This window comes from Desulfosporosinus meridiei DSM 13257 (assembly GCF_000231385.2).
GTDB classification, from domain to species: Bacteria; Bacillota; Desulfitobacteriia; order Desulfitobacteriales; family Desulfitobacteriaceae; genus Desulfosporosinus; species Desulfosporosinus meridiei.
In genome coordinates this window covers 2,205,173-2,231,129 of sequence record NC_018515.1, presented here as the reverse complement: position 1 = coordinate 2,231,129, position 25,957 = coordinate 2,205,173, and the positions used below count along the sequence as shown (strand labels likewise).

The 25,957-nt window shown below is 40.4% G+C and carries 25 protein-coding genes; 1 reads left to right on the top strand and 24 read right to left on the bottom strand.

What is annotated here, in order from left to right; all coding sequences use genetic code 11:
- Window positions 1–453: 453 nt before the first annotated feature.
- The 21 genes from DESMER_RS10265 to DESMER_RS10170 all read right to left on the bottom strand — a co-directional run bounded on the left by DESMER_RS10265 (window position 454) and on the right by DESMER_RS10170 (window position 22,671).
- Complete coding sequence (locus DESMER_RS10265) at window positions 454–1,617, bottom strand: sensor histidine kinase (RefSeq protein WP_014902977.1); 1,164 nt, start codon at window positions 1,615–1,617, stop codon at window positions 454–456.
- Between the two features lie 238 nt (window positions 1,618–1,855).
- A complete protein-coding gene (locus DESMER_RS10260; protein WP_014902976.1) occupies window positions 1,856–4,033 on the bottom strand; it encodes an ABC transporter ATP-binding protein in 2,178 nt (725 codons plus the stop codon).
- Window positions 4,030–5,757, bottom strand: coding sequence for an ABC transporter ATP-binding protein (locus DESMER_RS10255; protein ID WP_014902975.1), 1,728 nt, complete (start codon window positions 5,755–5,757; stop codon window positions 4,030–4,032). The genes DESMER_RS10260 and DESMER_RS10255 overlap by 4 nt, the downstream gene beginning before the upstream one ends.
- A 206-nt stretch (window positions 5,758–5,963) precedes the next feature.
- Window positions 5,964–7,121 carry a VanW family protein gene (locus DESMER_RS10250; RefSeq protein WP_014902974.1) on the bottom strand — a complete coding sequence of 386 codons (1,158 nt, stop codon included), beginning with the start codon at window positions 7,119–7,121 and terminating at the stop codon, window positions 5,964–5,966.
- Window positions 7,122–7,297: 176 nt separating this feature from the next.
- Window positions 7,298–8,155 carry a damage-control phosphatase ARMT1 family protein gene (locus DESMER_RS10245; protein ID WP_014902973.1) on the bottom strand — a complete coding sequence of 286 codons (858 nt, stop codon included), beginning with the start codon at window positions 8,153–8,155 and terminating at the stop codon, window positions 7,298–7,300.
- Window positions 8,156–8,264: 109 nt separating this feature from the next.
- The gene (locus tag DESMER_RS10240) at window positions 8,265–8,702 is read right to left on the bottom strand and encodes a DUF2695 domain-containing protein (RefSeq protein WP_014902972.1); all 438 of its coding nucleotides are present in this window, start codon (window positions 8,700–8,702) and stop codon (window positions 8,265–8,267) included.
- A gap of 83 nt (window positions 8,703–8,785) precedes the next feature.
- Window positions 8,786–8,926 carry a hypothetical protein gene (locus DESMER_RS23960; RefSeq protein WP_014902971.1) on the bottom strand — a complete coding sequence of 47 codons (141 nt, stop codon included), beginning with the start codon at window positions 8,924–8,926 and terminating at the stop codon, window positions 8,786–8,788.
- 1 nt (window position 8,927) lies between these two features.
- Window positions 8,928–9,473, bottom strand: a complete 546-nt coding sequence (locus tag DESMER_RS10235) for a phosphohydrolase (RefSeq protein WP_014902970.1) — start codon at window positions 9,471–9,473, stop codon at window positions 8,928–8,930.
- Window positions 9,474–9,741: 268 nt separating this feature from the next.
- Entirely contained in the window at window positions 9,742–11,034 is a 1,293-nt protein-coding gene (locus tag DESMER_RS10230; protein WP_014902969.1) for a radical SAM/SPASM domain-containing protein, read from the bottom strand.
- A gap of 50 nt (window positions 11,035–11,084) precedes the next feature.
- Window positions 11,085–12,122 carry an NAD-dependent epimerase/dehydratase family protein gene (locus DESMER_RS10225; RefSeq protein WP_014902968.1) on the bottom strand — a complete coding sequence of 346 codons (1,038 nt, stop codon included), beginning with the start codon at window positions 12,120–12,122 and terminating at the stop codon, window positions 11,085–11,087.
- Entirely contained in the window at window positions 12,115–13,413 is a 1,299-nt protein-coding gene (locus tag DESMER_RS10220) for a beta-ketoacyl-[acyl-carrier-protein] synthase family protein (protein WP_014902967.1), read from the bottom strand. The genes DESMER_RS10225 and DESMER_RS10220 overlap by 8 nt, the downstream gene beginning before the upstream one ends.
- Window positions 13,410–14,438 (bottom strand): thiamine-phosphate kinase, encoded by a 1,029-nt coding sequence (locus tag DESMER_RS10215; RefSeq protein ID WP_242831077.1) that lies wholly within the window; start codon window positions 14,436–14,438, stop codon window positions 13,410–13,412. The genes DESMER_RS10220 and DESMER_RS10215 overlap by 4 nt, the downstream gene beginning before the upstream one ends.
- A 15-nt stretch (window positions 14,439–14,453) precedes the next feature.
- Window positions 14,454–15,440 carry a diacylglycerol/lipid kinase family protein gene (locus tag DESMER_RS10210; RefSeq protein WP_014902965.1) on the bottom strand — a complete coding sequence of 329 codons (987 nt, stop codon included), beginning with the start codon at window positions 15,438–15,440 and terminating at the stop codon, window positions 14,454–14,456.
- Complete coding sequence (locus DESMER_RS10205) at window positions 15,437–16,612, bottom strand: aminotransferase class I/II-fold pyridoxal phosphate-dependent enzyme (protein ID WP_014902964.1); 1,176 nt, start codon at window positions 16,610–16,612, stop codon at window positions 15,437–15,439. Before DESMER_RS10205 ends, DESMER_RS10210 begins: the two co-directional genes overlap by 4 nt.
- Window positions 16,613–16,617: 5 nt before the next feature.
- The gene (locus DESMER_RS10200; protein WP_014902963.1) at window positions 16,618–16,845 is read right to left on the bottom strand and encodes a phosphopantetheine-binding protein; all 228 of its coding nucleotides are present in this window, start codon (window positions 16,843–16,845) and stop codon (window positions 16,618–16,620) included.
- Between the two features lie 6 nt (window positions 16,846–16,851).
- On the bottom strand, window positions 16,852–18,060 hold the full coding sequence (locus DESMER_RS10195) for an NADH:flavin oxidoreductase (protein WP_014902962.1): 1,209 nt from the start codon (window positions 18,058–18,060) through the stop codon (window positions 16,852–16,854).
- 72 nt (window positions 18,061–18,132) lie between these two features.
- A complete protein-coding gene (locus DESMER_RS10190; RefSeq protein WP_014902961.1) occupies window positions 18,133–19,113 on the bottom strand; it encodes a UbiA family prenyltransferase in 981 nt (326 codons plus the stop codon).
- A 1-nt stretch (window position 19,114) separates the two neighbouring features.
- Window positions 19,115–19,588: a helix-turn-helix transcriptional regulator gene (locus tag DESMER_RS10185; protein WP_014902960.1), complete on the bottom strand. Its 474-nt coding sequence runs from the start codon at window positions 19,586–19,588 to the stop codon at window positions 19,115–19,117.
- Between the two features lie 239 nt (window positions 19,589–19,827).
- Complete coding sequence (locus DESMER_RS10180; RefSeq protein WP_014902959.1) at window positions 19,828–20,583, bottom strand: sulfite exporter TauE/SafE family protein; 756 nt, start codon at window positions 20,581–20,583, stop codon at window positions 19,828–19,830.
- A 481-nt stretch (window positions 20,584–21,064) separates the two neighbouring features.
- Entirely contained in the window at window positions 21,065–21,700 is a 636-nt protein-coding gene (locus DESMER_RS10175; RefSeq protein ID WP_014902958.1) for a DedA family protein, read from the bottom strand.
- Between the two features lie 218 nt (window positions 21,701–21,918).
- Complete coding sequence (locus DESMER_RS10170; RefSeq protein ID WP_014902957.1) at window positions 21,919–22,671, bottom strand: carbonic anhydrase; 753 nt, start codon at window positions 22,669–22,671, stop codon at window positions 21,919–21,921.
- A gap of 872 nt (window positions 22,672–23,543) precedes the next feature.
- Between DESMER_RS10170 and DESMER_RS10165 the strand changes: the two genes are divergently transcribed.
- Entirely contained in the window at window positions 23,544–24,026 is a 483-nt protein-coding gene (locus tag DESMER_RS10165; protein ID WP_014902956.1) for a cytochrome c3 family protein, read from the top strand.
- A 7-nt stretch (window positions 24,027–24,033) separates the two neighbouring features.
- Here the strand turns inward: DESMER_RS10165 and DESMER_RS10160 are convergent, their stop codons facing one another.
- The 3 genes from DESMER_RS10160 to DESMER_RS10150 form a co-directional block, all read right to left on the bottom strand.
- Complete coding sequence (locus DESMER_RS10160) at window positions 24,034–24,756, bottom strand: nickel/cobalt transporter (protein ID WP_242831109.1); 723 nt, start codon at window positions 24,754–24,756, stop codon at window positions 24,034–24,036.
- A 284-nt stretch (window positions 24,757–25,040) separates the two neighbouring features.
- Window positions 25,041–25,490, bottom strand: coding sequence for a C-GCAxxG-C-C family (seleno)protein (locus DESMER_RS10155; protein WP_014902954.1), 450 nt, complete (start codon window positions 25,488–25,490; stop codon window positions 25,041–25,043).
- 120 nt (window positions 25,491–25,610) lie between these two features.
- Complete coding sequence (locus DESMER_RS10150; RefSeq protein WP_202949406.1) at window positions 25,611–25,952, bottom strand: toprim domain-containing protein; 342 nt, start codon at window positions 25,950–25,952, stop codon at window positions 25,611–25,613.
- Window positions 25,953–25,957: the final 5 nt, after the last annotated feature.

Here is a 25,957-nt window from a genome sequence, read left to right as displayed (position 1 = left end):
TAAAGATTTAGTTCCTATCTATCCTTGGTTGATAAGTCAAAATTATCAGAGTATGTCAAGGGGACGTTTTGTTTGCCAATCTGCAAACATAAACGTCCCCTTGCTTTACTTCTTATTCTGCATCTATCACAGGAAAATTGAAGCATTACCCGCAGGTTGTGCTTTAATATCAGACGAATTGTTCTAGCCCAATCCAATTTTTATCTTGAAAATGTTCTTATTCTCAAAGAGCATCAACTGTCATGGATGCACATAAAAAAACACTTTCCTCTAGATGAGGCTATCATCTAAAAGAAAATGCTGTTTATGCGATCGAGCAAGGGATTGCTAGCCCAGATCAATATATTTATTTCTTTCTACCATTCCTAAGCTCATACTGGGCAAACAAAACGTCCCGTTGACACCTACCATTGACACCTATTGAGGGGAGCGTGATACATGACATAAATTTAATTAGTTAAAATATGAAATTGCTTGATTCTGAACCTTTCGGATTGGTAAGCCAAAAACAAATGTTGTCCCAAATTCCTCTGTTGAGACAAATTTAATATACCCACCCAGATATTTCTCTCCTAAGAGTTTCATACTATAAGTGCCTAATCCCCGTCCTTCCCCTTTGGTTGAAAAAGTACGTTTAAACATTTGTAGTTGGATATCTTTCGGTATATATTGTCTATTATTCACTTTAAATTCTACGTAGCCATCCTTCTTTATCCCCTCAACCGTTACAGTATCCATATAGGATGATTCAAGAGCATTTTTCAGCATGTTATTAAGGACACGTCTAACCAAAACAACATCACTGAAAACCATCACATCAATATCGCATTTAACTTCTATTGGACATGTGACACTGTTATTCTTTTTATACTGTTCAACTAGCTTTTCAACGAGTTCCTTTACTCTGAATTCTGATAGGTTTAAGTTAAGCGTGCCATTTTCGGCATTTCTTAAAGACTTTTGACTATTAATCTCTTCAAGTACCTGTTCTATCGCCTCGAAGGCGTAGGTTGACAATTCCCTCGCCTCATTTATGTCCGTAATCTCTTTTAGTAAAGAAATAAGTCCTTTAGCCGCTCCCGATGAGTTAATCAAGTCGTGAAAAAAAACCCGTTCATACATCTGTCGTTTCTTTTCTTCACTAATATCTCTCACTATAAATAATGTAAAATCATGTTTAATGGGCGCGGCATAAATTGAAAGTTCTAAACATTCTTCCCCCCGCTCGGTATTCACCGTTAACAGACATTCCTTGGCAATCGGTGCTTTGGTTATCTGTGATTCCAGGATTGCCTGAATAGATCCGCAAACGCTGCAATTTTCTGTGGTTCCGCAACCACCCTTCGTCGTATTTGAGTGAATACAATTTAACAATTCCCCCGGCCGCATACCTAAGAATTTTCTTCTATCTGAAACACCTATAGTTTCCAGTAAAACATCATTAGAATAAATGACTTGCCTCTCTTTGTTTAACACAAGTATTACACTGGGTATGAGTTTAAAAAGGTCAGGCACTAAATTTTGATCTATTATTTGCTCTGCTTGTATTTTAATTTCCCCATCTAATAAACGTTTTGCAGGTGCGAATTGTGTTTCTGTGTATGTAACTTCCGTCATGAAAATCCCCCTTAAACCTGAGAAAGCATCATCTAAATTAGATAAATCGTTGTTTACCCACGTAATTCTTTACGTGAATATTTTACCATAGAATATACCATTTAGTCTTTTTCTTTTGAATTGAACGAGCCGTTAAGCTAGTAATAGAAGAGGACGTTTAAACTGCTAAGGAGTTTACAACGCCCTTTTTCTAAGATGAGGATTGGCTTAAATTGAACTTAAAACAGGATTACTTACTCTACCCAGTCTTAGTATCCAGACTTTCGGAAAATTGACTGTAGTAAAGATCTGCATAGAAACCAGCTTTTTCAAGCAGTTCTATATGGTTACCCATTTCTATGATCTTGCCATTGTTCATGACTAAGATTAGTTCAGAATCACGTATCGTCGACAACCGGTGGGCAATAACAAAATTAGTTCTGTCCTTCATAAGGTTTGCCATAGCCTTTTGAATCAAAACTTCTGTTCTGGTATCCACGCTACTGGTGGCTTCGTCAAGAATTAAAATTTTCGGATCTGCCAGAATGGCTCGTGCTATGGTTAGCAATTGTTTTTGACCCTGGGAAATATTCGTTGCCTCCTCATTGAGCATCGTATTGTAGCCATCAGGCAATGTTCTGATGAAGTGATCTGCATGTGCAGCTTTAGCCGCCTGCACAATTTCTTCCGTCGTTGCTCCTTGTTTTCCATAGGCTATATTCTCTTTAATTGTTCCATTGAACAGCCATGTGTCTTGCAATACCATGCCAAACATCTTTCTCAGTTCGCTGCGTTTTAGATCTCTGATATCAACCCCATCTATCCTAATTGTTCCTGAGTTAATTTCGTAAAACCGCATTAGCAGATTTACTAAGGTGGTTTTGCCCGCACCAGTCGGGCCAACAATAGCAACTGTGTGGCCTGGTTCTACATTGAGATTCATATCTTCAATTAAAGGTACATCTTCTTCATAACGAAAATCTACCTGTTCAAAGCTTACCTGCCCTTTCGAGAACTCAATGATTTGAGCCTTAGATTTATCAGGTATTTCTTCCTCTTCATCAAGAATCTCAAAAACTCGTTCTGCGCAAGCTACTGTGGATTGAATCACGTTGGCAATATTTGCAGTTTGCGCAATAGGCATGGTAAAAGACCTTGAATATTGGATAAAGGCTAAAATGTCACCCAGCCCAAGTAAATTTCGGGTAATCCAGATTCCTCCAACTATACTAATACCTACATAGCCTATATTGCTGATAAAGTTCATCAGAGGAAACATGATCCCCGAAATGAATTGCGCTTTCCAGCCTGCTGTCTGCAATCTGTCGTTAATTGCGTCAAATTTATCTATTGAGTCTTTCTCTCGACCAAAGACTTTAACAATTTTATGCCCGGTATACATTTCTTCCACATGCCCGCTGAGCTGTCCCAGTTCTTTCTGTTGGGCAGCAAAATACTTTTGAGATTTCTTCGCAATAGTGGCGGTCGAAATAATGTACAAAGGTAATGTAGCTACAACTATAAGAGTAAGTATTGGGCTAATCGTCAGCATCATAATGATATAACCGATAATTGTAATTAGGGACGTGATAATTTGTGTTAAACTTTGCTGCAATGTAGTTGCAATAGTATCAACATCATTGGTAACACGGCTTAAGATGTCGCCATGAGGATGTTTATCAAAATACCTCAAGGGCAAATTATTTAGTTTTAGATCAATTTGTCTGCGCATATCTCGAACGGTTTTCTGAGCCACTCCCGACATCACTAAACCCATAACTAAACTAAAGACAGCACTAATTAAATACATTCCTATCAGGATTAAAACAATCCTTCCTATATAATTAAAGTCATATTCCCCATTGGTTTCACGTATGGAACGAATTACTCCATTTATTTGATCCTCAGTTAATTTTATCGATTGTCCCTCAGTTTGACTCACAGGCATTTTCTTTACTAGATTCAACATCTGCTGAACAATGTCTGCTTTTTGATTAGGGTCTGTCACCGAACTAAGCATTGGCAGATTCATAAACTCTTGAACTCCTCGAAGGGTTTCAGGATCCGGAGATTGTTGACTCTGCCCAAGACCTGGAGTTTTCTGCATTTGATTCATTTGTGTCTTTATTTGCTGGGTAACCTGGGTCTGGGCCTCAGTCATTTCTCTAAGCATCATCTTGGCCATATATCCATCCTGAAGCTTATTCATCGCTTTACTGGTTACTTTAGGAGCGGCTATGGTAAAGATCGTACTGGCAACCGCAAATATAAATACAACCATGAGGTTGGTTTTATGGGGACTCAAATATTTGATTAGCCTTTTTAAACTTGCTTTAAAGTTCTTAGGTTTTTGAACTGGCGCTCCAAAACCACCCCCAAAGCCTCCCCCACCCCCTCCAGGTCTTGGGCCGGGATTTTGTGGTCTATCTTCACTCATGCGATTTCCTCCTCTGACAACTGTGAAGCAACAATTTCACGATATACATCGTTGGTAGCTAATAGTTCTTTATGTGTCCCCATTCCCGAGATCTGTCCTTTATCCAATACAATAATATTATCAGCATCCATGACAGTCCCTACCCGCTGGGCTACAATGATAACTGTTTCCTCAGCAATTTCCTTTTTTAAAGCTGCTCTCAATCGTGCATCAGTTTTAAAATCAAGTGCTGAGAAACTATCGTCAAAAATATAGACCTCAGGTTTTCTGGCCAATGCTCTAGCTATGGAAAGGCGCTGTTTCTGTCCTCCTGATACATTGGTTCCACCTTGGGTTATATGGTGTTCAAAGCCGCCCTCAAAATTTTCAATAAAATCACCTGCTTGAGCGATTTCAGCAGCTTGTTTAATTTCTTCATCCGTGACCTGCTCATTGCCGAATCGAATATTCTCCCGGATAGTTCCAGAAAACAGCTGGGATCTTTGGGGTACGAATCCGATCTTTGCACGCAGGGTTTCCTGGGTCATTTCCCTTACATCTACTCCGTCAACCTGAATACTTCCACTGTCCACATCATAGAATCTTGGAATCAGATTAATTAGGGTGGATTTTCCCGACCCGGTACTTCCTATAATAGCTGTCACTTTTCCGGGTTGAGCCTCAAAGGATATGTTACTTAATGCGGGTTCCTCAGCACCATGATAGGAAAAGGTAACATCTCTGAATTGCACATGGCCTTTTTCAGTAAAGGAGTCTATTCGTTTACTGGGATCCGTAATCTCAGGGATCGTATCCAAAACTTCATTAATTCTCACAGCTGCAGCCTGGGCACGGGGTACCATAATAAACATCACAGACAGCATTAACATCGAGAACATTATCTGCATTGCATATTGGGTAAAAGCCGCGAGTGCACCCAGATCCATACTGCCATTGCTAATTCGGATTCCGCCAAACCAGAGCACAGCTAAGGAAGTAAAGTTCATAATTAACATAATGGAGGGCATCATGTATGCCATAATTTTATTAACCTTAATATAGTTATCTGTAAGATCCACATTAGCATCGTCAAACCGTTTCATTTCAAGTTCTACGGTATTAAAAGCACGTATTACCCGAATCCCTGTCAGCTTTTCTCGCAGGACAAGATTAATTCTATCAATTTTTACTTGGACTAATCTAAAAAGAGGGATCATCCTGGAGGCAATCAAGGCAATAACAATCGTCAGAACCGGTATAGCAACGGCAAGCACCCAGGTAAGCTCTTTATCTTCCTGTAGTGCCATTATGATACCCCCAACCGCCATCATCGGAGCGCTGACCATCATACGCAAAATCATTACAGTAACCATCTGAATCTGGTTAATATCATTGGTGGTTCGTGTAATTAGTGTGGCAGTTCCAATCTTATCAAATTCATGAAGCGAATAGCTTTCCACCACCTTAAACACTTTACTGCGTAAGATTGTGCCTAAGCCTACTGCAGATTTTGAAGACAAGTAAGTAGCTAAGATCGAACTCAAGGCTCCTCCCCCAGCGACTAAAAGCATAAATCCACCGATCTGCATAATCTTGTCAGTATCACCATGTAACACCCCATCATTGATAATATCTGACATTAAGGTCGGGAGATAAAGATCCCCTAAAGTTTGTAAAAAAATCAGCACCAAAGCCCCTGCAATCATAGCTGTGTATGGTTTTAAGTACTTGAATAAATTCAACACATTAAAACAGTCCCTTCTGCCTATAACATCAAAAACAAAGTATAACTCACCCTATCAAATTTTATACTTTATCACTTTAATGATTAGTATGAACTTAATGGCTAGGGTTCTATGTAAGTAAAAATATTCCTATTTAACTATTGATCCTGCACCACACAAAAACCGCACTTTTAAAAGTGCGGTTAATTAAATAGTTGATGGTATCGTTAGGACAGTTCTTTGGGCTTTCCATATATCCTAAACGTTAACGTATTGCTATTAACAATACTCCTAATCAGGAGGTATCCTTCTGAGAGATTTTGAAATTTAAAATCCAGGTTAGGATAAGCCACTGTTGCGTCCTGTCCTAGGGGAACATATTTCACAGGCAAGCTATGAGGAGAACGTTCAACCACACTTAAGGCAGGCGCAGCTAGGCAAACAGCATTGTAAAGAGTACTGGAAACCTGACATACTCCTCCCCCTAGACCAGGGACGAATGTATTCCCTTCAATTATCATAGAAGTCTGGTAACCTGCCTCTTCTGTTCTGGGACCTACGGTATTATTAAAAGAGAATATTTCTCCTGGTTTTAATACCTTACCATCAATTGCTTTTGCCGCAAGTTTAATGTTGAGTGATCGCTCGATTAGGGTCTGATCAAAAGTTGTGGTGTATTCACTTATAACATCGCTTTTATTGACGAGTTCAAGATTCTTTTTTGTAATTGCGGGTTTGACTTCTTTGAAAGGAACAACGATTGAATTGTCCCCCTTTAATGCCTGTGTCTTTACGATCTGGGCAAGCGAATCGAGGTCAACTTCTTTTCCTTGATTTTCCGGGATTATATCCAGGGAATTATCTGGGTTAATCAAAAAGTGTGCATCCTGAGCCGGCATGTTTAAAAACGAAGAATGAGTAGTCAGGGCCTCTGCTAGGATTAAATCATCCCATTGATAATTAGGTTCTTTTATAATTCCAAAGCTTGCTTTATATTTGCTGACAGCTTTATCCAAGATTGTTCCTTCTCTACCAATCAAATAAGCCTCTTGAAGTGGTTCTTGATAGTCATAAGTAAAACCCAGATCCTTCATATTAATTACAAAATTTTTATCGTCCGCAATGAAATGAACAGATCTTTGGTAATATTCATTTCTCTGTTGTTCCAATTTATCTCGAGCTTCCTCAATAGTTAGCTCTTCTAAAGGGATTTCTAATTCAACACCCCTAACAATCTGCCCTCTGTCCCAGGTATATATAACCAGTGTAAGAGTGATCAGTCCGATTGCCGTCATTAGAATACCAAGAATAATTAGAAAGGGTTTATACCTTTTCAGAAAGTTTTGAAGTTGTGACAATTCCGCAGGGTTGGCATCCTCTTCCATGTATGTATCTCCCTTCTCGGCTAGTAACGTTTAACTATATGCGAGTCAGAAGAAAAATTTCACAGAGTTCCCCTTGGTTATTTTTGGATTAAAACTGTTACGAAGCATAGTAGTAGCCTGTCTGTTACCCTTTAAGGTGCAGACAGGCTACTACTACTATCACCTTTTAAGCATTTTCAACTACGGCAAAACACCATTTCATTAAGTTTAACCCCTAAGTTTTCGGCGACAATCTCACATTTGGCTCGCAGCAAAAAATATAACCTTCTATCATCTTTACCAAGTTCTTCGAGGGATTCATAATTTGCCTGTCCCTTGCTGATCACTAAGCCTGCCGATTTATATACATCCAGGAAGTCAGGCGAACAGTCTTGGAGAATCGTCCCTAGAAAACCACTGCCGTTCGAAATCACCCGAATCTGCCCTCCCATTCCTACATAAGCCGCGTCTTCCATGGTGGCATCATTTAAAATCGGTTGATCTTTAACGGCATAAGTCACCTTTAGCCCATATTCTAAAAGCTGTTCAGCTAGTAACTTATCAAAGACAATTTCCCCACTGTTATCTCCGAGAATCAATATCTCCTGGGCTTCATTTAGACTTTGTTGGAAAGAAACATAATCGTCCCGCGTAAAACTTTTAGCCAAGGCCTCCTGAATACTCTTCTCAACATCAAAATCCTTCAGAATACCCATATCAATGATATTCCCGGCAACTGCGATTTGCAAAGACATTAACAGGGGGTCTGCACTTTTCTGAATTCTCTCTTTGAGTTGAGGAAGAAGTTCAAGGGCCAAATCATTAGATTCTTTCTTAGCCTTATGAAAGGGATCCTCGATTCCCAACAGCTCATTTGCTCTTCTAAGAATAATGGTTGAGTTCTCTGCCGGAGTTCTTTGAGGATCTAAGCTGGAAATAAGGGGCAGGGTTCCATGAATTATTTCTCTCGCTTTTTCCTCAGTGATTTCAGTTTGTGCCAAGGTATTAATCGTTTGCTTTATATAGCAAGGAATACATTCCAGAGTTACATTCACAAATAGGAGCCTCCTCTGTTTTTCGTAAGCTATTATTCTTTGATCAGGTTCCATAAATTCTTTATTCTAGAAATCCTCGAACTTCTTCGCAGCAATTCTTTAGGTACAATTATTTTCCGATTAATTGACTCTCCACATTATAAAGAATCTCACAATCACACTGTCCACCATTCTTTTTGAATACATCAATTATCTCGTTAATTTTTCCCCTTTTAAATTGCATCTGAGTTAAGATCTGCTTAGTGAATCGAAGGGTATGGTCGCAGGATAACCCTGAGAGCTTCTCGTTTAATTTATAAAAAAACATTCTCTGAAAGAGCAGACTCAACAATACATAATCCTTATTTAAGGTTGCTTTCTCTTCATTATATAGAGAATCATACTCCAGGGCTGCTGTTTGGATACCTGAGATAAGTCGTCGCTTGACTTCTTCTTTAATAAGTTTCTTATCGCTTAAAACCTGAGGTTTAGACGCAAGGTTTTCACTAATTACTCCGCCTTTTTGTATATTATCTGTTTCCTGATCGTTATCGTTAGATAGCTGCATTAAAACATAGCCTCCAGTAATTCAAGTTTTATTGCAGTATGTACTTAACCAAACAATTTATACGCCTCTAATCCCTACTGTTGCTATTGCGCACCATCTTCATAAGCACTTTCTTTGTGCTTTACTTTTCTGGTATAGTCTTTGTTCGTTTTATGAGGGCGTGTGCCTGTATTAAAAAGAGCTCTGGTTCTTGGTTTTCGAACTAGCTTTGTTTTGCTTTTCATTCTAATTCTCCTGATTATATAAGTTCTTAAATACAGATATAAATTCATTTTCTACACTGGCAAAATCCCGAAGTGAAAATTCATGTTCCATCCCCTTCTTCGGTGGGACATCAAAAATCGGAAACTCCATTAATGTTTCAAACTCATAGTGCAGAAGAGTATCATCCACATTTTCAATTTGTTTCCGCTCTTCATCTGACAAATCCCCTAGGCCAAATCTATCATAAATAACACTTTGTAATTTTTCCTCAATTGCAAAGTACTCCGGGAGGTTTTTCTTGACCGGCCTTGTCAAATCTGAAATATAACTTTCACTTGCATCATGTATAAGGCATCCGAGTTGTACTCGCTCGGAATACCCTCGGCTTTTGGCCTCCCTATAGCAAAGAATTGAGTGCTGCCCAACTGAGTAAAAGTGACTGCAATGACCGTTGACCCTGGTCATCAGTGATAATGAGTGGGCAATATCCTCAATCTTAATGTCTTCCATAATTGGTTCCAGTGGAAAGAACTTGATCTTTGAGTAGGTTAGTATGTAGTCGGACATAGTTACCTCACTTATAGTTTGGATTTTATCAGTATATTATTAATTACTTTAGATCATAAACTATTATTTAGCTTTCTGTAAAGAGAACCGTGATAGAACAAAAAAGCCCCCACACAATTTGTATAGGGGCGCGTAATTCTTGGAATGGAATGAAATAAAATATCTACAACCTCATCCCGCCATTAACATTCCCATAAAATCCATGTTCTTACTCATTTTCAAGCCAAAAGTTACACAATAAAATTTCCGGATATCGATAGTGATTGCTCTACCTCATCCGCTCCAACCTCTCATATAAATCCGTTTTCCTTCCCCGCTCCCAGGAACTATAGATCTTCTCTGACAACTCCGGGGTCAGAGGGAGGGTGTCTAAGCCATTCTCCTCATAAAGTCTATGAATTTCTTGCGAACAGCTTTCACAGAGATAACCCTCTCCGCCCCATGTAAAGCAAGTACGCATTTTGGAGTAGATATCTTCAAATTTGTCCTTGATTATGTTACCAAAGGAGATATTTAAAAACTCACAAGGCTGTAGATCTCCCTTGGCATTGATATAAAATCTGTCGGTTCCCCCGGCAGTACAACCAAAAACCGACTTATCTTCTTCAATGATTTGTGCGGAGATAGCCGGATATCTAGCCATCTTCTTATGTAAGTTGTAGTGGTTGACCCTCCCTTTGACATATTTAATGTCCTGGGGGGTGAATTCGACAACTCCTTTTTCCAGCCACCCTCCCGCTGGCTTTGGCTTAATTATTTGGATCAAACAAGCCTTGAAATCCTTGGCTGCCTCCATAATTCCTTCGAATATACCGTTATAGAAATCTTCCCGCATTAAGCAGGTATTAAAAGCCACCGCCAAACCCGCTTCGTGGCACATCTCAACTCCAGCCTTCATGGTTTCCCAGGCAGAGTCTTTCCCCATAAATTTGTTAAAGAGCTTGGCATCGGGGCTATGCAAGGAAAACATGACCGCGGTCACATTCAGCCCGCTAAGTTCTGCAAGTCTTTCTTTAGTCATGCCCGCACCTGTGGAATTGATCCAGATCTCAGATCTTGAATCTATAGCTTGGCATACCTGTTTAAGCCGTTCATAAGCAAAAAAGGGCTCCCCACCTTCGATATTAAAGAAAGCTACTCCCATTTCCTGAAGCTTACGGACTATCCCTATTAATACTTTAATATCCACATCCTTACCCTTATCAAGTTTCTGATAACAATGCTGGCAATGATAAGGGCAAGCTGATGTAATCGATAACAAGACTGTAGTACAAGGCATCTTTCCCTCAAATTGATTAAATTTCCGACAGGCGGTGTGAAATGCGGCGGATGGAAAGCCGGGGATATACAGTCCCAGGCGAGTCTTTCCCTCAATATTAACAAATTTATTCTGCTTCATTCTGGAGACAAAAAGAAGCAGCCTTCTCAATACTAGAATAAACTCCTGCATAGAAAGCTCGCCTTTCCTCAGAGACGAAAGAAAGTAGAAAAAAGTGCTTATTTTCAACCTTAAGTTGAAGAAAGTTCTCTCTAAACCTGTAATATTCCTTACATTTACCATAGGCTACCTCCTATCTATCATAGGTAAACTTGTTCAGCTAAAGCTAAGCATTAAATCAAGCCTTGCTCCTTATACCATGAAACTGTTCTTTTGATCCCTTCCTCCAGACTAAAGGAGTTTCGGAAGCCTAGGATATGGTTAGCCTTTTCAACAGAAAACTCAATATTGTCATAGAACATATTCACTCTCCCTCGAGTTAAAAGGGGTGGATTCTGAGCTTTGAAGATTGTAAAGATTAGTTCCATGAGAAAAGCCAGAGGATAGCCTAAGGCTTTGGGCAGATTGCCGGGTTTTCTTAATCCAGCTGCCGAGCAGAAAAGTTCATAGATTCTATCCATATTTTCAGGTTGCTCGTTACCGATCAGAATACAATGCTGGCCTGTCAGCTGTTTTCTGTAAGCTAAAAAATAGGCTCTAGCCAAGTCGCCTGCATAGACAACGTGGAATTTGTTCTTCTTAGCACCCGGGACTAAGGGAATTCCAGCTTTCGCAGTTTTAAGATATTCGTAAAATCCGGTGTTAAATTCTCTCTCTCCATAGACCCAAACAGGCTCTAAAATAGTTAGATTCAAATCATGCTTCTGGGCAAAAGCTAAAGCCTCTTGTTTGGCCATTGCTTTTGTATCACGGTAGTAGTTTAACTTGCAGGGGAAAATACCATCTCCCAAGTATGGGTAATGTGAATTATAGGGGGATTCTTCGTCCTTAAGGACAAAACAGTTTTCCTCCCCATAGACAGAATTTGATCCGGTCATAAGAACGTTTTTTATGCCCGCCTGGACGCAAGCCTTTAATACATTGACTGTACCAACAACATTCGTTTGGTAGAATTCCCGATAGTTCCCCCAGTCCGCTACTTTTGCAGCATTGTGAATTACCCACTCATAACCACGGAAAACTTCTCTTAATTCCCCGATATTTCTAATATCTCCTGTCTCTAGTTCTACAGGCAACCCTTCTAAGTTCGCTAATTGGCTGTCATTCCTGATCAAGCAGCCAACCTTTACCTGATTTTCGCAAAAAGCCCTGGCAATATGACTCCCGATAAATCCTGTCCCACCTGTAATCAAAACCCCCTTCTTAGCCATTTTCTTGGTACCTCTTGAAAAGGATTAAAGCATTATGCCCGCCAAAGCCATAAGAGGCAGATAAGGCATATTCAATGGGAGTCGTGATCGTCTCCAAAGGAAGATTTAGATTATCCAGGGAATCAGAGGTTAAGTTACCATGGATTCTGGATTCTTTGATAGAAATTGCAGTTATAGCTGCTTCAAGGGCTCCACTGGCCCCGATGCTGTGCCCCAATATTCCCTTGGTAGAATTTATAAAAGGTTGCTTGCTCCGATCCCCAAAAATCTTTTGAATTACCTTAGCCTCAATTTCGTCATTTGTCCTTGTCCCTGTGCCATGAGCGTTCAGATAATCAACCTCAATCCCTCGGCAAATCTTTTCATAAAGATCAGCAATATTATTTCCGCTGGGGTCCATCTGAACTATGCTGTAGGCATCACTGCCTGCCTCATACCCTACAATCTCAGCATATATATCTGCCCCTCTAGCTCGAGCCCGTTCTAACTCTTCCAGAACAAGAACACATCCTGCCCCTTCATTGAAGAGAAAACCGCTTCTTTGCCGCGAAAAAGGCTGAGGCCGCCCGTCTTCTGACCTGGTAAGAGTTGAGAGCATATCAAAGCCTCTCATGATTGCGCCCTTCTTTTCTGTTAAGGCCTCAACACCCCCAGTTAAGATCACATCACTTCTACCCCCACTAATAGCTCGATATCCCTCACCAACTGCAAATGTTCCCGAAGCGCAGGAAGCGTTAAGAGTGTAACTGAACCCCTCAAGTCCAAAGAGGATGGATATCCAAGCTGCCGGGGAATTGGTCATCAGTATGGGAATGACCATTCTGTTAAACCTAGGCTGATTGGGACTTTGAATGTGGTTTGGGTTTAGCTGGGCAACTGACTTTTCCTTATCAGATATATGGGCGGTATAAGAGTCGAAGGCAGTCTGCAGGCTGCTCATCCCAATACCAATAATCGTCCCGCTGTTTTCCAAGCCCTCTACCTGGAGATACTTTTCTCCACTAATAATCTTAAAGCCAGCATCTTCTAAGGCCAGCTTTGTACACAAGATTGAGATTCGCGCAGCCTCTTCCATCATTCCTTCCACTGACTTATGGAACCCTAGATCGGTTAAAGAAAAGATTGGCTTTGGTACGAAATATTTGGATTTAAACTGATAGTTTTGTTCATAACTCACTGGGATCTCAGCCAGACAGGTCTTTTGTCCGAAAACACCTGCAGTAAAATCTCTTTTGCCAATTCCGCAAGCTGTAGCCGGCCCTATCCCCGTGATAACAACTCTTCGATTCATTTTGCTGCCTCCTTGAGAAAATTTACGACCTTCCGCAAATAGTCTTTAGGATCTGAGTAATCTCTGGCCCGCAGGTCATACGCCCGAAAATCTATCCCTCGTCCTTTTTCCCAAAGAATTTGGGACCCCGGTTCTTTAACTATCCCAATTTTATGAAATGTCAACTTCCGCTCCCCGGCAGTTTTTAGGAACCCCTCTTCTCTCTTTTCACTCAAGGTAAAGAGCAATTCGTACTCTCCACATTCCCCTAAAAACAGTATTTCCTTGGGCAGGTTAAGAGTCTTAGCTAAAAATAATCCACTTTTCACATAGGGTAGGTTGTCAATAAAAAATCCTGTTCTGCTCAATTCTGAAATCATTCGTAAGGCATTAAAGACTCCATCGCTGGTATCCATACAGCAACGGCTGTATTTCCGTATAAGCTCAGCTTCTTTACTTCTCAAGGGCAAGAGGTTTTTCCATCCTCCTGTGAGACTCATTACTAATAAGTTATCTCCATATAGTTGGAGGGCAGCTTCCACATTCCCTCTGCCTATGCCACCGGTAATATAAATTCTGTCTCCCACTTTAGCCCCGCTTCTTAATAAGCTTTTACTTGCAAGCTCGCCAATGACTGAACCGGTGTATCTCCAGGTTTTAGATATCCCAAAATCTCCGCCGATAAAAGCGGCACCTGCTTCCTTAATTACCTGGGCGATTCCTCGAGCCAGCTTTTCAATATACTCCGTACTCCAGGAATCTCGAACAACCATGCTATGAGCATAAAACTTAGGACTGCCTCCTGAGGCCAGAATGTCACTGATACTGCCTATGGCCATATTCCAGCCCAGCCTGTAAGGGTCATCTTCCCGAAATAAGTCTTCTTCCGAAAATTCATCAATATTATAGAGAAGACCCTTACCGTGGAAGGTCACGATTTCCGAATCCGACTCAAAAAGGTGATTAACTTGACTGGAACTCCTAGGCATTTGTTTATTGATAACTTCGATCAATTCTTTTTCTCTACTCATCATCAACCTTCTCACTTGACCATCTATCCCCTAACGGAGTAACCCATCCTGTGGACAGATTACATCTAAAGCCTCCCCAGCAGGCTCAATTTTACATGGTAAAAATCCTCTTGGATCTCCATCAAACTCAATTTCATTATTTGCAGGATTTCCGAAAATCTCCATCTTGTGAACATATAGCAAAGACATTGCAGCATTATTAGCAAACTCATCCCCACTATATAGCTTTTTCAAGACATTGACCCAATTCACAAGACCAAGCTTTTGAATGATTAAACCATAGAGCCGAGGGTCATTTAAAGCTAACTCGTTTTTCACTTTTAGCCCAGACGCTATATAAGTGGTCTTACCCACAAAGATATTATAAGCCTTCTCTAAAACCTCTTGTTTTCCGTCAATACGAACAGAGAAGTTAACGGGATGATAACTGATCAGCGCCTTGATCAGGGAAACTAAGGTTCCGGCAAAATCTCCGAGATAGTCTCTTATCCCATTATTCGCCCCCCTGGCCACGGAGGCTCCAATCCCAATATTAGCGCAGCAGGCAAAATAACTGGTTTGAAGCTTTTCATGGGCTAGGCTGAGTGGCTTGCCGTCCAACTTTTCATCATATTCACTGAGATATGTAATCTTAGCCATGGGAATTTGAACAGTCTTGCCCTCCAGAACAGCGTTTAGGGCCTGGTCGATTTCTAAGGGCAAATTATAGCTCTTGCAAAAATCCGGACTGGTTCCCGTATGAATCACTGCCAGCTTGGAATTAGAAATCCTTTTGCCCTGCAAGTCATAAAACCCACTGATCACCCTGTTAATCGTTCCGTCTCCTCCTACAGCAAGGATCACATCATAACCTTTTTTATTTCCTGCTAAGGAGAAGGTATAAGCGTCATCCAGAGTCTTTGTCAACCTATAATCAAACTTCACCCTATTCTTATGGAGAAAAGCAAAAATCCTCTCAAACTTTGCTTTACTTTTGCCCCCCTGAGAACCGGGGTTCAAGATCAACAAACACCTCATGAGGCACCTATCCTTTTAATAATCGCAATCGCTTCATTAACAGTCCCTTGAGAGAGGCCGGCTCCGGCAATCAGTCTTACCCGTCCTTGGTTTAGGGGAACAGAGGGCTCTATAAAGGGTGTTGAGAGAATCCCCTTGGCATAGAGCTTCTGCGCCAGACTAAAAGTTACTTCTTTACTGCCGGTTTGAATGGAATTAATAGGAGCTGCACTGGCAGCTACCTCAAATCCCCCTTCGCTTAGGGATTTATGGATTTGTCGTTGATAAGAATTAAGCCTATGCTTAATCCCTGCAAATTCCACTCTAATAATATCCAGAACAGCACTAACCCCCGCTAATACCGCCGGTGAAAGAGCTGTAGAGTAGACGAGATGGGAGCAATAATACTTGAGATACTCTATGACCCTCTTTTCTCCGCTGATCATTCCACCGGAATTAGCCAGAGCTTTTCCTAAAGAGGCAGTATAGATTCCTTGATATCCTTCAATTTTTTGTTCTTCAAGGATACCTTGGCCAGATTTACCCAACACTCCGATACCATGTGAATCATCAATGATTGGCATGGCCCCGTACTTTTCACACAATTGAACGATCTCTTTAAAGGGAGCAACACTGCCTTCCGTCGAAAAAACAGACTCAGTCACAACGAAAACCTGCCGATAGCTGCTTGATCTTTGCAAGATTCCTTCTAAGTGATTCAGATTATTATGCAAGAAAGGCCTGATTTTACATCCTGCTGTTTTAATCCCTTGAATCAAGGAAGAATGAACCAACTTGTCAACAACAATCAGATCCTCAGAACCGGCAAGACAACTGAATAACCCGTTGTTAGCCTGGTAGCAAGAAGGAAGAATAACAGTTCTCTCCAAGCCAACAAAGCTCGATAATTCTTCCTCCAACCTTTGGAACAAATCAATATACCCCGTCGCGATGGGCGTACCGCAAAGGGAAACTCCATATTTCTGAACAGCCTCTATAGCAGCTTGTTTTACTCGACTGTCCGTTGCCAGACCCAAGTAATTATTCGAGGCCAGGTCAATCATTTTACACCCTTTGACTAACAGTCGTTCATTAAGACCAGAATTAACCGGCAAGTAATAGGGATTATATCCCGTGACTTCAGCGAGACTCTCATCCACCCATAACCTCTTATAAAAATCTTTTCGATCCATCTCCTCTAAAAACCCCTCGCCTTCAACTTAACAACTATATCCTTGACCGTATGTACATCAGCAAATTCTTCTTCGATCTCTATGCTAAATTCATCCTCAATTGCCGAGAGAACCATTAGTTTGTCTAAAGAATCTACTAATAGATCTTCAAGCAAACGACTGTCTAAGGTTACCTCGGGACGTTTATCTAAAACGCCTTTTACCGAATTAATAACTCTGTCTTCAATATTCATCACTAATCATCCTTTCCGATAACACCTGGTTGGCCGATCTGAATCGCACATCACCGCACAGATATTGCAATTGAGGCATTTAGAGCTATAATCTTTGTCTTGATAGAGTTTCTGAACGAAGTCCGGTTCACAAATGAGCGGCCTGCACAAACTAACGAAATCTGCAAACTCCTTGTCCAGACAATGCCGGATTTCCTCTCCGGTTCGAAAACCTCCTACGCAAATTACGGGAATGTTGGTTAATGATTTAGCAATTTTGGCATAGTTAAGATTATAAACTGGCGTAAAAGGTTTTAATTTTACCTTCATTAGACAGTAAATCAAGGCATTATGTAGTGATCTGGGGATTGCTTTCAGGTCATAGGAATATTTAAAAATCGGGTTATGTTTTAAGATTACTTTCAGAGGGACATCTCCGCGAAAGATGTTTAAAGGATTATCCATTGTCCCATAACTTATCTCTATACCATCAACCTTCTGATCATCTAGAAAGCGGATCAGGTTGGTAAACTGATCCTTGGTAAACCTGGGATAGTAATCATCACTTCCGCTAACCTTAACTAACAAAGTAAATTCTCTTCCACATTTATTACGAATTTCTTTTAGCACAAGCTCCAGGAACTTTGTGCCTAGCATACTTTCATTATTAATTCCAAACTCATCCTGTCGATTATTGATTGCCGGCAAGATAAACTGGTGAATTAGGTAACCGTGGGCTGCGTGAACCTGTACTCCGTCAAATCCGGCGGCTTGTGCAGACATTGCAGCCTTGCCAAATTGCTTAACCAATCCATATACTTGTTCAGTGCTTAATTTCCGAGGAGACCCTCCGAAATACAGGGATCTTTTACTGGATACACCCCAGACCTCTTGTCCGGTTTCCTTTTTCCGTGTCTGCCTGCCGGTGTGGGCAAGCTGCAAAAATATCTTACAGCCGTCTTGATGTACTCTCTCAGTAACAGACCTAAAAAACTGAATCTTCTCCTCACTGTCCATTCCCGCCTGACCGGGCTGCATTGCTTTTCCTTCAGGAGAGATATAGACAAAGCCTGTAATGATTCCACCCACTCCACCGGAAGCCAATTGTTCATAGAGCTGATAATATTTCGGTAAGGGGTGGCCTTGAGAATCGCACATCCCTTCAAAGGTTGCTGACCGAATGATCCTATTTTTCAATTGACAATTGCCTATTCTGGCGGGCTCGAAGAGTTGCATGTTAACCTCCTGCTGATCTAGCCCCTAAAAACCACTCTTTACGCAAATTGAGTGATTCTTTGCGGGAACGTCCTAAGATTTCGGGTCGGTGTGCAGGTCAAATAGAAAACCTACAAACATATAAGATACTAGAAATAGGATCATGGCCAGTTCAGTATTAAACAGGGCAATCAGAGTAGCCTGACCACAGATACAGGAGCGAAAATTTGCTACTAAGGAATAATAAGTTCTCTCCCCCTGAGGGTTTTGATAGTAAAGGTAGCCAGTCCACAGCTCGAGGAATAAGGTTAGTCCTGCCAGAATGAGAAACATATTGTTGACTCTGGCTTCGATGAAATTGTTGAGATATAAAAACAAAAAGATAACCGTCGGAAACAAAGAGGAGACGGCTGCTAAATATCTGGACTTCTCTACCCCTAAACGCACGATGATGGTTCGTTTACCTGCCGCTTTATCTCCTTCATAGTCTTTGAAATATGTATAGAAGGTCATTAAACCATTCATAACTGCCACTAAAATCAAGACCGAGACCCGGCTTTCGGTAAAATAGGGCGAGGTTGTCGGCCCGGCTGCTAAGAACCCGTAGGCCGTGCAGGTAGAAATCATAAGGCCGAAGATGATATTGCCAAAAACTCCATAAGCCTTAGCGTACTCATAAACAATATTTAATAAAATTCCTAAGATTGCGGGAAAAAGGGCAATTGGTTCCAAATAAGAATATGTGGTCAGTAAAGATAAGCTTAGCAATACTCCCGTTAAGATTAGTGCTTTCCTGGGATCAAGTTCGCCAGTGACCATAGGACGATTTGGAGCATTGACTCGATCCTCTGCCAAGCCTAGATAATCATTAATAATCTGGTTAATACCCCAACTAAGAAAGAGCATGATTAATACAACAGCCTTTTTCTCCGTCTCGGGTACTACCTCCACGGTCTGAAAGGGAGACTTGGCGATGTACTCATAAAACGCCATTCCAATCCAACCGGCAATCCCGGTGACGAATGCATAGTACAGCCTCATAGATTCCACGTATGCTTTAAGAAAGTTTAACAATTTAGTCTGTTCCCCCTTCTCCGGAAAGCTCTCTAAATCTTTTGCGAATGTACTCATGCTCAAAGGAGGAGCAGATTCTTCGGTCCTTACTATCGAGAATCCTAAAGTGCCTGGATATTATGTTCTGCTGAATACGAAACTGATCTGAGCATTCGATATTTGTCCACCATATCTTTCCGCCCATGGTTTTCTCGTTAGCTATTTCGTTGACCTCGTAATCGGTAAAAGCTAAGGATTGAATAAGGTCTTGAGTATCTCCGCCAAAAGTCATTTCCAAAACTTCACTGCCTCTAAAAATTGTGCATAAGACTACTGCACCAGCCCACCCCAGGTTTGTTCGACTTTTCTCTATCTGTACTAAAGTCTTTTTAGAGATACCCAATATCTCAGCCATTTTGTCTTGGGTGTAATCCCTTTCAATTCGGATTAGCTTCAATTTTTCCGAAGCCTTGGCAATAAAATCGTCTCTGGTCATTAGAAATTCACCCTTTCAGTGTAATTTTACACTATTGTAGTAAGTTTTCAAAGAGCATTACTGAAGAATTTGCCAAGATCTTCTTTCGAAGGGGATTTAAGAGCCCATCAGAAGTTACAAGCCCTTTTAATAAAAATTTGAAGTTAATAAAAAAAGAAACCCTCATCGTTTCCAATGAGAGTACTGAGCAGACCTTCCTTTTGTAACCACATTAAGCCTCATTTTTACACTTAAATTGTTTATAATAACAGTCTTACCGCAGCAACTGCTGTCATGACGATGATAAGAATACGAAATTGTTTTTCGTTTACCTTCTTAATGACGATAGCCCCTAATAGAGCACCTGCCGCAATTGCAGGAAGCATACCTATAGTAAGACCCAGAGTTTTGAAAGAGATATTATGCCAGAATAGGACTTGTAATGGTACTTTAGATAAATTGACAATAAAAAAGAACCAGGCAGTTGTCCCCATGAAGCCATTCTTTTTAAAACCCATGGCTAGTAAGTAGATACTGAATATAGAACCGGCAGCGTTACCGATCATAGAAGTAAAACCACTAAGGGCTCCCATGGCAGCATAAAACCACGCACCCTTCGGAACCTCAAAGTTCTCACCTTTTTTTTCCATATAGATTAAGATGATTAAACATAAGATCACTGAGATGGCAATGAACATCTTAAATTGTTTGTCATTAACGTTGCTTCCCGCTATTACTCCTATGATTAATCCAACGTATGTCCAAGGCAAAAGCTTTTTAATATTACTCCAATCTGCATGGCGCCGGTAATAGTATAAGGCAAAAGCATCCCCTACGATAAGCAGGGGCAGTATAATACCCGTAGACTCCTTCCCGCCAAATACGGAAGCAACAATAGGTATTACAGGCATTAAAAATCCGCTCATTCCAGTTTTGGAGAATCCAACCAAGAATGCAGCTATAATTACCCATACCCACTGCCAGAGCGATAAATTAAATGAATGAATTATTTCCATCTGCTACCCCTTTCTCTGTGGAGATTTCATAGATTTTATCAATACGATTAAATAGAATAGTAAGCTATTATTGGTTAACAAGCCCCTTTTGAAACTTCTTTATAACGATTTTGTGGCATAATTCTTTCACGCTCTTCCAGACATTATTAATATTCTTGATAAAGGAAAAAAACCCTTTGTAAATTTTTTGTAAATGGATTTGATGTAACCAATCTTGTCACAATCAACATTCAGTTATCCTAGTGATACGTCATACATAAACGCTTCTATATGATTTCTTCAAGAGTGTGTCAGAGACTTTCACCTATTAGGATATGCGCGTGGCAGGCCAAACTAACAAGAAAATAGCAGATCCTAAAAATCTGCTATTTTTGTGCAAAAAGTATGGATTATAATGTGAACTTTAAATGCCCCTGCATCCTTCGTATTCGTAAAGAATCAACACTACTATCTTGCGTCAACCTTTACAGGATTACTGACCCTATCTTCGTTTACTGCGAAGATACGGAATAATTGTAGGCAGCAAGGAAACAAAGATGATGGCAAAAATTACATAGGTGAAATTGTCCTTCACGGTAGGAATGTTTCCAAAGAAGTACCCTGCAAACATAAATAATAAAACCCACGAAACACCACCGATAATATTATAGATACTATATCTCAAAAAGCTCATTTTACCCAGTCCAGCCACAAAAGGTGCAAAGGTTCGAATTATGGGGACAAAACGAGAAAATATGATAGCCTTACCGCCATGCTTGGCATAAAAAGCATGAGTCTTGTTAAGGTACTCCTTCTTGATGATGCGAGAATTTTTCATGGCAAGTATGCGGTGTCCAATTATTTTTCCAATAAAATAATTTAAGGTGTTGCCCCCTAAAGCTGCAACGATTAGCAATATAAGCGCAAACTCAAAGCTTAAAGCTCCTTTAGCGCCTAAAGCTCCAATTACAAAAAGCAACGAATCCCCCGGGAGGAAAGGAGTAACCACAAACCCCGTTTCACTGAAGATAATCACAAAAAGGATTAAGTAGGTCCATGTTCCGTAATCACTAATTATCTCGACCAAGTGTTTGTCAACATGAAGAATAAAATCAACCAGTGCTAATATAAAATCCATAATCGCTCCTTCAATCTTTCAATTTCTTAAGTACTGCAACTCATTTTTATTCGACGCAGTAACTATAAAGTCCTCTTTCATAGATATACGATATATTCCAATTTATTCCTCTCAACATAATAAAGGCCCCTCTTTTGTTTTGTATTGAGGAGCCTTTATTCTATCATATCTGACCTTATATCGCCAAAAGCCAACTAGTACATCAAATACTAAAGGTCTTAATTCACTATTGTTACTTTACCCTCGTCCAGATCATACATCATCCCCAAAACACTAACCTGATCTCCTGCCAAACGTTCTTTAATAATCGGACTTTGCAAAATATCCAGCTTGGCATTTTCAACGTTTAATTCCGTAGTCTTAGAGATTAGATTTTCTGCACTGGTGCCTTCAGATTTAGCCTTTTCCAGGGCAGGGGTTATCTTGCTGAGAATCGAGGAGATATTGCCATGGGCTTCCCCTCCCTGTACAGCGGCTGTAACCGCCCCACAGTTCTCATGCCCTAGAACAACGACTAAGGGAGTGTTTAGGTGCTCTACAGCATACTCCACACTTCCCAACTCCGGAGGAGTAATGATATTACCTGCTATACGAATTATGAACAGATCTCCAAGGGCTTGGTCAAATAAAAGCTCAGGCGGAACCCTCGAATCCGAACAACTTACTATGACGGCAAAAGGATGCTGCCCTTTTTCCATCAGCTCACTTCGTTTGCTGAGACTCAAATCTTTACTTAAAGGTTGACCAGTCCTAAAACGTTCATTACCCTCCATTAGGAGTTTTTGAGCCTCTTCGGGAGTGGCAATTATGTCTGAACGCATGTAGACTGGGGCAGCCAGCACTTCCCGAGCCGAGGAGCTATCTGATTCATTAGTTTGTTGCTCACCTGCCGGAAAAGGTCTATCACAGCCTGAGAGCAGGATAGCTAAACTTAACATGGCGCAGCTAAGATATGTTGATGGTTTACTCACAAAATCTCTCCTTATTATATCAAGTTGCAAAACAATTCTATCTTTATTTTTGCCATAATAAGGATAATTATAATCAACTATTCTTGAATTACCTTCATAACTCTCGATGTTTAGCAATTAAGTCAAAGATTTAAGCATTCCAACTAAACTCACAAGCAGCAATAAAAAGGAAAAATCCTTATCTAAAAGCTAGGCCCATTGAGATTATGATGACTGCAAAAACCAGTGGAGGCATTAATCGCCTAATACCATTATTCAAACCAATACACCTCTCATATACTTTTTCATATCTCAACAGTAATATGCAATTTTCGCGCCATAAGACTTGTATAAATCCGCCTCTAAAACCACCGTAATTTATATCTAATTCCTATAAACCAACCCCGACTTCTAGATATTTCTATAAATAATAAATATCTCTAAGTCAATTATAACTTTCTAAGTTAAAACTAACTCAGGCTTGCTAACCAACCACTTTTTTTCCTTTTAGGCAACCAGCATCTTACGATTTTTCCACTTTAATTTCCAACAGGACGTCGGCGAAGAGAAACCAAATGGTGCATCGATGCACCATTTGGTTTCAACTCCATGAGGACGGTTTGTGACACCAAAGACTGTTTTTCCATGCACATATTATTTAATTAGGCGCAACCCGTAATCCCTTGCGAAGTCTAGACTTTTCGATAAATTAGCAAGCCCAAATTCAGAAAAAATAACTCTCCACACTAAATTTTTCAATGTGGAGAGTTATTTAATGCATAATGAATCCCTTCTAGTTGAAAATCCCTATATGTACTTTCTAATAATTGGATAAAAGCTGCTCTTTTACACATACTATTCATTATTTTTCTATTCTTGGGGAGGTTTTCTTTGTGTGGAAGAAGGCTATTTTGGGTGGCCTAATAACATTCGTCGCTTCATACATACTATTCCAAATAGGTTATGTTGCCACCTCGGGGCCTTTTTTTTGCGCCAAGTGCCATGAGGTTGAAAAATATGTTATCTCCTGGCAGAAGTCTCCTCATAACAACTTAAATTGTTTAGAATGTCATCAACCTCCAGGTGAGTTGGGCAAAATCCATGCTAAGGCCCGGGGCTTAAATTATGTGTTCCAACATTTTAGCGGCGACTTCACCGTTCCCACTCGAGCCATTATGTCGGATCATAATTGTTTAATATGTCATCTAGGAGACAGGGATCGTTATCCTAATACAGTACGCCTAACAAATACATCTAAGGTAAACCACTATGAAACCATCCAAAACTCCCAATCTTGTTTAGATTGTCATAGATCCGCAGGGCATGAAGTAGATATGTACGTGACCCCAGACCTCAAAGGCGCTAAAGAACTCTAGGTGATATCTAAAACATGGCCGAAACTCCCATATGATTGATTGATTGAAAGATAACAGCGCCACCTAAAAATATGATTAAGCATGAGGAAACTAAAGCCAAACGATTAACAACCTGCCATTTTTCTAACTTCTTCATTGTATGACTAGCCCGAACCACAAATAAGGCTATAGCTACCATAGTAATAGCTCCTCCAATTGAGAAGGCCCCAACTAATCCTAATCCCAAAGGGATTTTATCCGCTGAAACCGCCGCTAGCAAGATGGCTAAGGCACTTGGACAGGGAACAATACCCGTGAAAAATCCTGTTAAGAATAAATTTAATGGCGTCGAGGGAGTCGTCATGCTTGAATGACTATGACCATGATGGCAATTGCAATGACTGCTGCAATTATGGCTAACAGTTTTTAGGTGCTTCTGCTTCTTTTCCCGATACTCAAAGATTCTTTGAGTAATTATATTGAGACCTATGTAGATCACAACTATTCCAGAAATAAGTTGAAGCCAATGAATCAAATTTTCTGGAACAAATACCTTAACGGCCGTTGAAGCTGAGACTGCCAGCAGAACAATCGAGAGAGTATGTGCCAATGCGGAAATTAGACCAATCATCACAGCCTCTTTAACCTTAGCACCGGAAGAAATTAAGTATGCTGTGATCACTCCCTTACCATGCCCCGGTTCTAATGAATGAAGAGCCCCTAAACCTATCACCACTGGAAAAGTATACATTAATTCCAAAATAGATTCCTCCCATTTTAAGCTTAATAGTATATATGCAAGCCTGTCTCCTTACTTGCTACACCTATGCCACTAATCTCGAGAGAATTTTCAAGGGTATTCTAAGGTCTAATAATGGACTCCTTCCTAATCGACACTGTCAGGGTGAAGGCTAAGCAAATAATTGTTCATATTATAATGATCTCATTACCTGCAACTAATAAAGAGCTCACCCCCATTAATCACAAGTGGGAGTGAACTCTTTATCGGTCTAGATATACCTAGTCATCTAAGATTTATGAAACTTCAGGCTTTAGCAGCCCCTTCTCTTGGATGAACTCCATCAGAAGCTTGGCGGTTCCTCCCGTCAGCTTTAGACATCGACGTAAATGCTCAGGCGAGTCAAATTCATGAGGGTTTAAGGCCCTACAGCAGGTCGCCTCGTATTCTTTGAGGAAGCGATCGTGAAAGTCATGGGCCAGATTGTAGGCTGGTTCTCTGGCTTCGCTGGGATCAAAACGTCCCTTTAAAAGTCCTAAAACCATAACCGAACCTGTCAAGGCTCCACACATACAACCAGCGTGCCCCAATCCCCCACCAAAGCCTGTAGCCATTTTTAGGGCTTCTTCGTTTAAAGGATTGTTGAGGATTTTGTTAAATGTATGAACAATAGATTCGGAACAATTCAGGCCATCTTTAAACATATTTCCGGCACGGGAACGAGCTTCCAAGGCTATGTCTTCCATGTTCTTATCCCCCTCTTATAATTATTTACTATTAGTATTCTACATTAACGACTGTACTCCTACTTGTAAGTAAATAAATTATCCATTTTTGGGGGGAGTTTCAATTATAAGGCAGGTTTTCTAAAATAATTCCTCGTCCTCGGTGTCTTTAACAGTAAAATAAGCCCCCTCCAGAATTCTTGCCAGAACACTAAGGGGTGTTGTTGCCACCTCTCTATACATACGATGAGTATATAAGTGTCTTACATTGGGAAATTCTTGTTTAAATAACCGCCGGGCCTTATCTCCGGCATCATCAGCATCTAGCAAAACACATACTTCATCATCGCTGTAATTAGCAATTAATTCTTCTAATTTATCGACACCTAATGTTCCATTAGTACACACGATCTCTACAGGTTCATCTAAGATCTGGAGCAAACGTTGTTTATCTGTTTTTCCCTCTACAATAATCACTCTCATAATCC

Excerpts from the sequence above, each read along its gene's own strand:
- DESMER_RS10220 (WP_014902967.1), bottom strand. The coding sequence starts at position 13,413 with ATGAATCGAAGAGTTGTTATCACGGGGATAGGGCCGGCTACAGCTTGC.
- DESMER_RS10205 (WP_014902964.1), bottom strand. The coding sequence starts at position 16,612 with ATGGATCGAAAAGATTTTTATAAGAGGTTATGGGTGGATGAGAGTCTC.
- DESMER_RS10260 (WP_014902976.1), bottom strand. The coding sequence starts at position 4,033 with ATGAGTGAAGATAGACCACAAAATCCCGGCCCAAGACCTGGAGGGGGT.
- DESMER_RS10265 (WP_014902977.1), bottom strand. The coding sequence starts at position 1,617 with ATGACGGAAGTTACATACACAGAAACACAATTCGCACCTGCAAAACGT.
- DESMER_RS10230 (WP_014902969.1), bottom strand. The coding sequence starts at position 11,034 with ATGGTAAATGTAAGGAATATTACAGGTTTAGAGAGAACTTTCTTCAAC.
- DESMER_RS10150 (WP_202949406.1), bottom strand. The coding sequence starts at position 25,952 with ATGAGAGTGATTATTGTAGAGGGAAAAACAGATAAACAACGTTTGCTC.
- DESMER_RS23960 (WP_014902971.1), bottom strand. The coding sequence starts at position 8,926 with ATGAAAAGCAAAACAAAGCTAGTTCGAAAACCAAGAACCAGAGCTCTT.
- DESMER_RS10175 (WP_014902958.1), bottom strand. The coding sequence starts at position 21,700 with ATGGATTTTATATTAGCACTGGTTGATTTTATTCTTCATGTTGACAAA.
- DESMER_RS10225 (WP_014902968.1), bottom strand. The coding sequence starts at position 12,122 with ATGGCTAAGAAGGGGGTTTTGATTACAGGTGGGACAGGATTTATCGGG.
- DESMER_RS10210 (WP_014902965.1), bottom strand. The coding sequence starts at position 15,440 with ATGAGGTGTTTGTTGATCTTGAACCCCGGTTCTCAGGGGGGCAAAAGT.
- DESMER_RS10195 (WP_014902962.1), bottom strand. The coding sequence starts at position 18,060 with ATGCAACTCTTCGAGCCCGCCAGAATAGGCAATTGTCAATTGAAAAAT.
- DESMER_RS10235 (WP_014902970.1), bottom strand. The coding sequence starts at position 9,473 with ATGTCCGACTACATACTAACCTACTCAAAGATCAAGTTCTTTCCACTG.
- DESMER_RS10240 (WP_014902972.1), bottom strand. The coding sequence starts at position 8,702 with ATGCAGCTATCTAACGATAACGATCAGGAAACAGATAATATACAAAAA.
- DESMER_RS10200 (WP_014902963.1), bottom strand. The coding sequence starts at position 16,845 with ATGAATATTGAAGACAGAGTTATTAATTCGGTAAAAGGCGTTTTAGAT.
- DESMER_RS10155 (WP_014902954.1), bottom strand. The coding sequence starts at position 25,490 with ATGGAAGACATAGCCTTGGAAGCTCGTTCCCGTGCCGGAAATATGTTT.
- DESMER_RS10250 (WP_014902974.1), bottom strand. The coding sequence starts at position 7,121 with ATGGAAGAGGATGCCAACCCTGCGGAATTGTCACAACTTCAAAACTTT.
- DESMER_RS10180 (WP_014902959.1), bottom strand. The coding sequence starts at position 20,583 with ATGGAAATAATTCATTCATTTAATTTATCGCTCTGGCAGTGGGTATGG.
- DESMER_RS10160 (WP_242831109.1), bottom strand. The coding sequence starts at position 24,756 with ATGTATACTTTTCCAGTGGTGATAGGTTTAGGGGCTCTTCATTCATTA.
- DESMER_RS10185 (WP_014902960.1), bottom strand. The coding sequence starts at position 19,588 with ATGACCAGAGACGATTTTATTGCCAAGGCTTCGGAAAAATTGAAGCTA.